The 10,788-nt window shown below is 34.1% G+C and carries 8 protein-coding genes and 1 tRNA gene; 8 read left to right on the forward strand and 1 reads right to left on the reverse strand.

Translation table 11 applies throughout. From position 1 onward, the window contains the following. Window positions 1–334 precede the first annotated feature (334 nt). From OZD68_RS00295 to dapA, 7 genes are all read left to right on the forward strand, one after another. A complete protein-coding gene (locus tag OZD68_RS00295) occupies window positions 335–2,080 on the forward strand; it encodes a type I secretion system permease/ATPase (RefSeq protein WP_182309529.1) in 1,746 nt (581 codons plus the stop codon). Between the two features lie 361 nt (window positions 2,081–2,441). Then, on the forward strand, window positions 2,442–3,881 hold the full coding sequence (locus OZD68_RS00300) for a hypothetical protein (RefSeq protein WP_182309530.1): 1,440 nt from the start codon (window positions 2,442–2,444) through the stop codon (window positions 3,879–3,881). A 4-nt stretch (window positions 3,882–3,885) separates the two neighbouring features. After that, complete coding sequence (locus OZD68_RS00305) at window positions 3,886–4,494, forward strand: hypothetical protein (protein WP_182309531.1); 609 nt, start codon at window positions 3,886–3,888, stop codon at window positions 4,492–4,494. 4 nt (window positions 4,495–4,498) lie between these two features. Beyond that, window positions 4,499–5,314: a hypothetical protein gene (locus OZD68_RS00310; RefSeq protein ID WP_182309532.1), complete on the forward strand. Its 816-nt coding sequence runs from the start codon at window positions 4,499–4,501 to the stop codon at window positions 5,312–5,314. A 13-nt stretch (window positions 5,315–5,327) separates the two neighbouring features. Then, window positions 5,328–5,401: transfer RNA gene (locus tag OZD68_RS00315), tRNA-Arg, on the forward strand. 67 nt (window positions 5,402–5,468) lie between these two features. After that, a complete protein-coding gene (ssb, locus tag OZD68_RS00320) occupies window positions 5,469–5,951 on the forward strand; it encodes a single-stranded DNA-binding protein (RefSeq protein ID WP_182309533.1) in 483 nt (160 codons plus the stop codon). Between the two features lie 9 nt (window positions 5,952–5,960). Next, window positions 5,961–6,842 (forward strand): 4-hydroxy-tetrahydrodipicolinate synthase, encoded by an 882-nt coding sequence (dapA, locus tag OZD68_RS00325; protein ID WP_182309534.1) that lies wholly within the window; start codon window positions 5,961–5,963, stop codon window positions 6,840–6,842. A gap of 38 nt (window positions 6,843–6,880) precedes the next feature. Here the strand turns inward: dapA and ligA are convergent, their stop codons facing one another. Then, entirely contained in the window at window positions 6,881–8,869 is a 1,989-nt protein-coding gene (ligA, locus tag OZD68_RS00330; RefSeq protein WP_182309535.1) for an NAD-dependent DNA ligase LigA, read from the reverse strand. Between the two features lie 214 nt (window positions 8,870–9,083). Between ligA and gltX the strand changes: the two genes are divergently transcribed. After that, entirely contained in the window at window positions 9,084–10,406 is a 1,323-nt protein-coding gene (gltX, locus tag OZD68_RS00335) for a glutamate--tRNA ligase (protein WP_182309536.1), read from the forward strand. The last annotated feature ends 382 nt before the right edge of the window (window positions 10,407–10,788 follow it).

Below are 10,788 nucleotides of genomic sequence, written 5' to 3' on the forward strand. Positions count from 1 at the left end.
TCAATAAGTTGCTTATAATCCTAATTATAGTTAGCCTTTCATAAGTAGCGATGCAACAAAGCCATCCCAGTGTCAGCTACTTTCATGACACCATTTGCTGTGCAGTTTACCTTCAAAAATGAATGTTCGTACAGCTATGGAATGAATCGCGGTATGACGTAGCTTCGCTATAGGCAATGAAGGAAATATTAACTATACTTCTTTTTACCATTGTTTATATTTCCTATTCACATATATTAATATTTTACTCACTTAAAGTAAGCTAACTACCGTTATTAATATTTTTGTAATAAAAATTGTATATGGTGCATGTAATCAAATTAAGAGGAAGATTGTGGAAATTACGCCATCAATAAAAAAAGAATTGAAGCAAAGTACTCTATATATTTGCCTAGAAAAATGCAAAAGTGCATTTTGGTTTATCTTTTGGTTTAGTGCGGGAATCAATTTATTAATGTTATTCCTACCACTTTATACCTCTCAAGTGCTTGATCGTGTGATATCGAGCGAAAGTGTATCAACACTAACTATGCTGACAATTATCACTTTATCTGCATTTGCATGTTCTGCAATGCTTGAAACTTGTCGATATTTAGCCATGGCAAAAATAGGTGATTGGATCGATAAAACTGCAACACCAGATCTGATAGTAAGGTCAATCAGGCTAACGTCAGTGCAGAGCTCAACTTCAAGTGGTGAAGCAATACGAGATCTCGGAGTGATAAAAAATTTCATTACAGGAAATGGTATATTCTCACTGTTTGATACTCCATGGTCGTTAATTTACCTTGTTGTGATTTTCATGATACATACCTCCACGGGGTTTATAGCTATTACTGGAATTATTATATTAGTCTCTATGGCAATATGGAATGAACTTGCCACTAAACGAATATTACAAGAAACCAACGAAGAAACTATACGGAATATCAATGCTATAGATGTTGCAACAAGAAATGCAGAAGTGGTTGAAGCTATGGGCATGTCAGAATTCATAGTCTCTGATTGGTGTAAACGAAATGATCAGAACCGAGCAATGCAAATTAAAGCACAAAATCGCTCTAATGTAATTACTGGAATAACTAAATTTTTGCGCTCAACTCTGCAAATATCAGTGATTGGAACAGGTGCATTACTTGCAATCACAGCTCATAAGACTGCCGGTAGCATCATCGCTGCTTCAATCTTAATGGGTAGAGTATTAGCACCATTTGATGCTGCGGTTCATACTTGGAAGTTTTTAAATCAGGCTAGAATGTCATATGGAAGGCTACAAAGACTTATATTAACATCGCCAAAAAGAGAGCAAACGATGGCTCTACCAGAACCTGAAGGAAAATTGGAATTTGATAGAGTATTTTGTACTCCTTATGGAAGCAATAAGCCTACAGTAAAAGGAATATCATTCATTATAGATCCTGGAGATGTAGTTGGTGTTATTGGTGCAAGTGCTTCTGGTAAATCCACTATCGCAAAATTAACTGTTGGTGTATGGAAGCCAATATCTGGTGTAGTCAGACTAGATGGCGCTGATGTATATACTTGGAATCGAGAAAATTTTGGTAATTATGTTGGCTACTTACCTCAGGATATTGAGTTATTTAACACTAGTGTCAAAGCTAATATTGCTCGCATGAGGCCAGATCCAAATCCTGAAGAAATAATCAAAGCAGCAAAAATTGCAGGAATACATGAACTAATACTAAAGTTACCAAATGGATATGATACAACAATAGGAGGTCCTGGAGGAGTAACGCTCTCTGGCGGCCAAAAACAGCTTCTTGGACTTGCCAGAGCTTTTTATGGTCACACAAAACTTTTAGTACTTGATGAACCAAACGCTAACTTAGATAGCAATGGAGAGGCATGCTTAATTAATGCAATTGGCATTGCAAGAAAACAAAATACTACTACTGTTATCATCACTCACAAGCTACCGTTATTGTCCGTAGTTGATAAGGTGATCCTCATGTCAGATGGTGTCATTTACGCTATGGGACCAAAAGATGAGATTTTGAGCAAATTAGTTGCTCCATCATCAAGTACCACAGAAGATGAGCGCTCTTCAGCAAATGGTTAGTTTACTTACAATAAATTCTGTATCTGAAATAACAACTGTTCCAGAAAAATATATATTTCTTTACCATTAGAAATAATATTACAAGAATAGTAAATAGATTAATCACTCTTATTAATTAAAGTCAATCGGCAGATATAGCTAAAGTGGCTTAGGTTTACCTACAATTTGAAAAACAACAAATTCGTCTTAATGAATTTTCTTAATTTGTTATCTAAATAACTTAATATTAGCGGTAATTTTATAAAAAAATTATAATATAAATAATGTTGCTGCGAAAATTTATAACAATATTTCCCTCTAACGTTTAATGAATTTCAATAAATTGCCTTTTTAATTCTAGATAAGTATATGCTTTGTTAATATGTTTAGTTCAAAATCCAAAAGTAAGTTTATGCTTTCTATTGGAGAAGAAGGCATAATGTTACTATATTTTAAAAATAATACTTTAAATAAAAGGTATTTTGTTAAGGGCAAAAACGATAAAGCAGTTTCCGATTTAATTTCATGTCTTTCGTCAGATAAAAAAGCACCTTTATACCTGGTGCTTAATCATGCAGATCAAAATTACTCGCTACAGTTTATTACAAGGGCAAACAAGATTAGTGCCTCTCTATCAGCAAAAACAAAGATGGAGCATTTTTCTCGTAATAATGACATAAGTTCAGTTTTTTTGGTTGAGAAGCCAAACAAATTCAATCAAAACTGGTGCTATCTTCTTGTTTCATCAAAAGCAAAGCATTTAGTAGAATATTGGTTGAATGTGTTTATTGAGATAGGCTCCAACTTTAAGGGAATATTAATGTTTCCTATAGAAATAAGTAATATAACAAAAAAGATTCTACATAAAGATCCTAATAATTGGAAAATTATAGTTGCTGCAACTAAAACGGGAGGCTATAGACAAGTGGTTCTTAAAGAGAATAAAATGGTATTTACGCGCTTAACATCATTTACTAATGATAATTTACCAGGAATTATCGCTGGTGTAATATATCAGGAAGTGCAAGATACTATTCGATCCTTAACTAAGTTTGGGTTTGAAAAAAATAACCCTATCGACCTTTGTATCATAGTGTCAGAAGATATCAAAGCTAGTTTATCAGTCATAAATTTTTCAGAGAACAGTGTGAACATATTAACTCCATATGAGTTAGGCAAACTATTAGGAGCAGAACTAGCTATAAGTGAAAAAGATAACTTTTGCGATACCATAATTTTGTTTCATAGCTTTAAGAATAAATTAGCAGCTATTTTTAATACAAAGGAAACTAAAGAATTTTATCTATTCAATTACCTTTATTTAAACTCTCCTCGAATTTTTCTATACTTCGCCCTGGTTTTAGTTATAACAAACACCCTTTGTTTGCTAAATTTGTATTCAAATTTCAATGTCGCTGATAATTTATCAGCAAAGCAGAACACCTTAAATAACCAATTAACAAAACTTAGCCAAAGCTATAATGTAAAAAAAATAGATGAAATTTATGATTTTATTAATATCAATAATATTTTATCAAAAATAGAATACTCTCCTCTTACACAAGTTAAGTATGTAGAAAAGTTAAAAATACCAGGTATAGAGCTTCGATCATTTGAATGGAATTATAATGAGGCAAAAAGTTATATTACCACAACTTTAAAGTTTAATTTTCAATCCGGTAAAAATATTTCTCATCAATACGAGAAACTACGAAAAAATTTAAACGATAATTTTCGTACCTATGACATTAATATTTCTAGCTTACCTGCTGCTAAAGAGCAAAATCTATCTATTGATGTTGAAATAGGAGAGGCAATGTAGATTAATGACTATCTCTCAATTAAAAAGAAAAGCTACAATTCAGTTTATATCGTATTTGTTATTATCTGTTGGATTAATAGGGTTATTAACATATGTTGTTATCTATAACGAAAAGATTTATAATAAAAACCAAATTGCGATTGATAAAATACGTTCTATTAATTTACAGATTACTGGAATTCAAAAAAAGGAAGTTGTTCTAAATAAAAACCTAGATTTATGGAAAAAAATTTCTTCTTCAAATTTACATAGTAGCAGATACATTGCAAATTTAAATTTCGAGCTTAGCAAGTTATATAAAAAGCACTATATATTAGGACCTGAAATATCAATTTCTATACCCGAAGAAGTTGAGCTCCACAACAAAAGTGAACGCACAAAAGTAATAAAAAGTGAAGTGGTCCTAAATTTAAGCTCAATCAGCGATAAGCATATTTTTTTATTTCTACAGTCCATTCCAAATCTGCCCGGTTATGTTATGATCAAATCTCTTATTTTAAATAAGCAGAGAAATATTGATGCTGCAACTATGAATCAGATTTTGAATGGTAATATGATAGAGATAGTGAGAGCTAATATAGTCTTTGATTGGTATACTATATTAAGTAGATAAGGTGATGAACATAAAGCTGTTTTTTATTTTTACGCTACTCATTTCCAATGTTAATGCATATTGCAGTTGTGAAGATATCATAGAAAGCATAGAAATTTGTAAGGAGTATTCTTGCCGACAATATATTGGCAATGAAGATTTTATTGAGCATAAAATATTAGGATTAAATAGTGGAAATTTATGCGTATATATAGAAAAACAAGGTAATGATGAAATGGTTTGTCATCATTCTCAGTATGGAATGATGATAGAAAAAAGATATTTTGAAAGTATTCTTAAAGTTGGCAATCAAGAAATCGACGATTTTATTGATATAGCAAATTTGCGTGCAAAAGAGTGTTTCTTTATCAACAATCAAAAACTAAGCTATACAGATCGGGACGATATAATAAGAGAAGCAGTGGAAAGTGACTTTGACGTTTTGTCACAATATAGTAACGTAAAAAGCATTTTTTTTGATGAAGAGCCAGTTAATAGAATGGTCAATGAAATGGAAAAGTTCAATTTACGATCTTCAAGAGCTGCAAAAGAGGAGGTATCAGATAATTTCAACTGTAAGGTAGTGAGTTTAGACTCAATTTTATATCTTTCTCCCGATACATGGAAAATATGGGTAAATGGAAAACTGTTTATAAATACCAAGGATTTAAAAGTGCACTCAGTCACTGAAAATTATGTAACTTTTGTATGGAACGTAGATCAAAAAGCAATAAAAAAGCATGCGAATGATTCTCAAAATGTATATTTTGGATATGTGAGTATTATGTTTACGCTTTATCCAAAACAAAAATTTGACTTGGATGGCTTATCTATTAAATAACTTAAATATATATGCGCTTGTAGCTCAGTTGGATAGAGCGTTGCCCTCCGGAGGCAAAGGCCGTGGGTTCGAATCCCTCCAAGCGCACTTTTAATTAAATTTGACAATAGTATTTTCACATAAGATAATAAAGGGATTTATTTAGAGCATAATTATGTCTGGTGGTACCATAAACAAAGTCATACTAGTTGGTAATTTAGGAAAAGATCCTGAAATTAGGACTACACAAAATGGAAAAGAAATGGCAAGTTTTTCAATAGCCACGTCTGAAAGTTGGACTGACAAACTTTCCGGTATGCGCTCTGAAAAGACAGAGTGGCATAATATCGTAATTTTTAGTGAAGGATTAGTAAAAATCGTCAAAGATTTTGCACGCAAAGGCAGTAAAGTTTATGTTGAAGGTTCTTTGAGAACTAGAAAATGGACTGACCAAAACGGTGGTGAAAGATACACAACAGAGGTGGTTCTATATAATTTTAATAGCGCTCTTACTCTCTTGGATTCACGAAATAGTGCGCCAAATCCTTATTACAAGCCAAGTGAATACAAACAAGGTGAAACAGGACAAAAAGATAAACACGAAAGTTTTGACAACGATATAAAAGATGAACTACTCGATGATGAAATACCATTTTAACAATTTAAATTGAAATCTACATTTTTATGGACTGCTTGTATTACTCCTTTTAATTGCAATGGAGATAGCATAGATTATAGCAGTTTGCAGCGTTTACTGACAATGCAAGTTAAAGCTGAAAATGGTGTAGTGTTGCTGGGTAGCACCGGTGAAAGCCTATCGCTTACTGATTCTGAAAAACGCGAGTTAGTTGAATTTGTATGTGAGCTAAAATTAAATACAAAAATTATAATTGGCGTACCAGGAGTGAATCTATATCAGACTCTTGAATGGCTTGATTTTTGCAAGGGTATGCCTATTCATGGCTATCTAATGACAACTCCCATTTATGCAAAGCCCGGAATTATGGCGCAGACTTTATGGTTTGAAAAGCTGCTTGAGAAAGCACATATGCCGGCTATGTTTTACAATATTCCATCGAGAGCAGGAGTGAGTCTTCACGCTGAAACTGTACGCAACTTATCTAGTCACGAAAAATTTTGGGCTATCAAAGATTCAAGTGGCACTGTTGATACTTTAACTCAGTATAAGAAAGTTGCACCAAATATTGAGGTCTTTTGCGGAGATGATGATATGATATCTGATATGGCCGCTTATGGTGCGGCTGGCCTGGTTTCCGTTGCTGCCAATGTTTGGCCACGCATAGCGCATGAATACGTTAAGAAGTGCCTCAATGGCAGGAACCCTCAGGCAGATATCTGGCAACAGGCTTGCGAAGCGTTATTTATTGCCAGCAACCCAATACCCACTAAAGCACTTTTGCATGATATTGGGCTCATAGAACATCAAACTGTCCGCCTACCACTCAGCACAGAAGACTTGCCTTCTGTTGAAAAATTGAGGCAAGTCAATAAAATGATTCTTGGATGGAAAGAATTGGCTACTCTCTAAATAGTCTTGCAACTTTGATTTAATATACAATCCAAGTTTCATTTGAACACTCCCAAACTTATCACTTTATGCCACTGGTCTTCATCTAAAATTTCTACACCTAATTCCACTGCCTTTTTATATTTGGATCCTGGTTTTTCTCCTGCAATTAGGTAGTCAGTTTTAGCAGAAAGATGTGAGCTGACCTTTGCTCCTAGAGTTTTGGCTCTTACTTTTGCCTCTCCTCTACTCATAGCAAGTAGCTTACCAGTAAACACTATAATTTTATTATTTAAAACAGAGTCACTAGAGTTGGAGATCACAGAAAGAATTTGAAGACAAGCAGTAATATCATTTAACATTTTGATGTTATGTTCCTTAGAAAAAAATGATTCCAAAGATTCAGCTACTTTTTTTCCTATGCCGTCTATACCTACTAGCTCAGTATTATCTGATGACAGTTCAATCATCGAATTATACCAATTATCATAAGAAACATAATAATCTGCAAGCAATTCTGCTGCAACTTGGCCAATAAATCTAATACCTAAAGAAAATATAAACCTATCTAGAGTTATTACCCTTCTGCTTTGTATAGCATTTAATAAATGAGCTATTGATTTCTTGCCCCAACCAGACTGTTCTTCCAGATTAAATTCATCCAATCTTTCTTCTAAAGTAAAAATATCGGGAATTTGTTTTATCAGACCAAGGTCGTAAAAAAACTCTATCTGCTTATCACCAAGGCCAACAATGTCAAATGCATCTTTCGATACAAAATGCTTTAGTTTTTCTATTATTTGAGCTTTACAGGCAAATTCCTCAGGACATCTTACTGCAGCCTCTCCCTCAACCTGACGTACTTTACTACCACATTCATGGCATACTTCAGGAAACACAAATTCAGGTGTATTTGGAAGACGAGAATCTCTGCTTACTTCAACGATCTGGGGAATTACATCCCCTGCCCTTTTGATTGTTACAATATCTCCCTCTCTTATGTCTTTACGTTTTATCTCATCTTGGTTATGCAGACTTGCTCTACTAACTAGCACCCCACCAACATTGACTGGCACTAAATCTGCAACTGGAGTTAAAACCCCTGTTCTGCCCACCTGTATAAATATTTTATTTAACTTTGTTTTTGCATAAATCGCAGAAAACTTGTATGCAAGTGCTGAGCGCGGTGCTTTGTGAGTATTCCCTAGACGATTTTGTAGTACCAAATCATTTACTTTATAGACTATTCCATCAATATCATAATCCAAGTTATAGCGACAGTTATAGACCTCGTTATAGAACTTCAGCATTCCATCTAAACTACTCGTTAAGGACTGATGCTCATTTACGCAAAAACCAAGTGCCTCAAGCTTATTTAGTACCTCACTTTGACTTTTCTCTGCTCCACCAATCAAAGAATAAGCAAAATATCTAAGAGGTCTGCTTGCTGTAATGTTTGCATCCAATTGCTTTAGAGAACCAGCGGCTGCATTTCGAGGATTGGCAAATTCATCGTTTTCATTTAACTTTAAAAAGTCACTGTTACCAATGTATATTTCACCTCTTACTTCTAGTCTTCCTTGCACACCTTGCAAAAACTTAGGAAAGCCTTTTATTGTTGCAACATTGTGAGTGACATCTTCCCCTACAAAACCGTCACCTCGAGTTGCAGCTTTAATAAATCTTCCATCCTCATAAATTGCAGAAAACGACAACCCATCAATTTTTGGTTCACATAATATCTCTATTTTGTCCTCAATTAAAAACCTCTTTATTTTAGACAAAAATTTCTCTACACCTTGTTCATCATAAGCATTCTCAAGGGAAAGCATAGGTTCTTGATGTTCCACCTTAGAAAACCTCTCATCAGGTGGAGCACCAACACTATCTTGTGTTGCATAAATTTCTGGCTCTATTTCAGCTAACTTTTTCTTCAGTTCATCATATTCAGCATCACTTATTTCTGGCTTATTTTTTTGGTGATACAAAACATTATGATAATTTATTTGATCTTGCAGTTTTTCTCTCATCTTTTCTAAGTTAGTCATGATACCAATATAATGCTACATTAGCCTTTGTCGTCAAGCTGTGAATTTTCTTGAATTTATCATATGGTCTTAATCCATCAAATATCAAAGGTGCCACAATGCTATAGCCATACTTATTCTTCTCTTGCTCAATTGTATTAGCAGATCTCGCTTGCTCTAGCCATATATTTATATAAAATTAAAATAAGTTAGAGTAAACAATATTGCTATTTAAATGCTAACAAGATTCGCTCCAAGCCCAACTGGCTACCTCCACGTAGGAAACGTACGAACTGCCTTGGTTTGTTGGATGTACACACGCAATCAAAATGGAAAATTTTTACTCCGTTTTGACGATACTGACCTTCAGCGTTCAGATGTCAAATATATAAATGATATCATACAAGATTTGAAATGGATTGGTATCAATTGGGATGCAAATTTCAAGCAATCAGAGCGCTTTGAGCGTTACAATGAGGTGTTTTTGCAGTTAATAAAAGAAGGGCATATTTATGCATGCTATGAAACAAGAGAAGAGTTAGACATTAAACGAAAATTGCATTTAAAACAAGGACTTCCCCCTGTATATGACAGAAGCGCGTTACTTCTAACTGAGCAAGAGAAAATTAGTTATGAGCAAGAAGGAAGAAGACCACATTTTAGATTTAAGTTGGATAGAAATGAAGTTGTTAAATGGAATGATGAAGTTAAAGGTGAAATAAATATTGCAACCAGTAGCATAAGTGACCCTGTGGTAAAAAGAGAAGATGGAATTTACACATACATGTTACCTTCTGTTATTGATGATGTTGACTTTAATGTAACCCATGTTGTACGCGGGGAAGATCATGTAACTAATACCGCAGTTCAGCTCCAAATGATTAAAGCATTAAAAGCGAAAATCCCTACATTTGCTCACCTTTCTCTGCTACATTTTGATGATAGCAAGATATCCAAGCGAGCCGGCGTGCTAGATATCAAATCTATAAAAGAAGATGAAATTGAACCGATGGCGCTAGTTAGTTATTTAGTAAAGCTCGGAACATCCAATCCAATTGAAGCTTGCGCCTGTATGCAATCTTTGATTGACTCATTTGATATTAAAAAATTTAGCTCAGCATCTGTACAATTCAGCTTGAGTGAAGTATACAAGCTAAATAGCAAAGTGCTGCAACAAATGCCATTTGAAATTATACAAGAACGTTTAAATCAAATTGGAGTGGACTCCTCAGAGTTTTGGTATTTTATAAAGAACAATATAGAAAGGTTTTCTGAGGTGGCCAAGTGGTGGAAAATATGCAAATCCGATATAGAGCCTGTGATTCTTGATAAGGAGCTTATAAAAATTGCGTTCAATGCATTGCCCCAAGGTGATTGTAATGAAAACACGTTGTCAGAATGGGTCAAAACTATTCGACAAACAGTGGATATAAAGGCAAAAAACCTATTTACGCAGTTGCGTTCAGCTTTAACAGGAACAGAAACAGGACCAGAGCTCGCTAAACTATTGATTTTTATCGGCAAAGAAAATATCATTGCAAGGTTAAAAGAAAAGTGAAAACTAAAGAATTATAGCTAATGCAATCCCTACGTCATACCGCGATTCATTCGCGGTATCTCAGCCGCTAACAAGAGATCCCGCTAACAAGCAGAGGGATGACGGTTGTCGTTTAGCCATAAACATTAAGAAATTTACCAAATGAAAAAAAAGGCAAAAGAAGCCACTTGGTTATTATCCGCTTTAAAATATTGGCGTTTTTTATGTTTTAAACGCTTGACAAGCGAGATTCAGCCGCTTTTAATTGCAACTAACTTACGCTGCAAATGTTTAAGAAATTTACTAAGCAGAAAAAAAGACGAAGAATCCCCAAGTTAGCTAGTCTTTTACTATCTCTGTCGAGTATTGGCATTTTTTGATGTCTTGTAACGCTTTATAAGCG

This window comes from Wolbachia endosymbiont of Drosophila bicornuta (assembly GCF_028982105.1).
GTDB classification, from domain to species: Bacteria; Pseudomonadota; Alphaproteobacteria; order Rickettsiales; family Anaplasmataceae; genus Wolbachia; species Wolbachia pipientis.

Excerpts from the sequence above, each read along its gene's own strand:
- OZD68_RS00300 (WP_182309530.1), top strand. The coding sequence starts at position 2,442 with ATGTTTAGTTCAAAATCCAAAAGTAAGTTTATGCTTTCTATTGGAGAA.
- OZD68_RS00305 (WP_182309531.1), top strand. The coding sequence starts at position 3,886 with ATGACTATCTCTCAATTAAAAAGAAAAGCTACAATTCAGTTTATATCG.
- OZD68_RS00310 (WP_182309532.1), top strand. The coding sequence starts at position 4,499 with ATGAACATAAAGCTGTTTTTTATTTTTACGCTACTCATTTCCAATGTT.
- ssb (WP_182309533.1), top strand. The coding sequence starts at position 5,469 with ATGTCTGGTGGTACCATAAACAAAGTCATACTAGTTGGTAATTTAGGA.
- ligA (WP_182309535.1), bottom strand. The coding sequence starts at position 8,869 with ATGACTAACTTAGAAAAGATGAGAGAAAAACTGCAAGATCAAATAAAT.
- gltX (WP_182309536.1), top strand. The coding sequence starts at position 9,084 with ATGCTAACAAGATTCGCTCCAAGCCCAACTGGCTACCTCCACGTAGGA.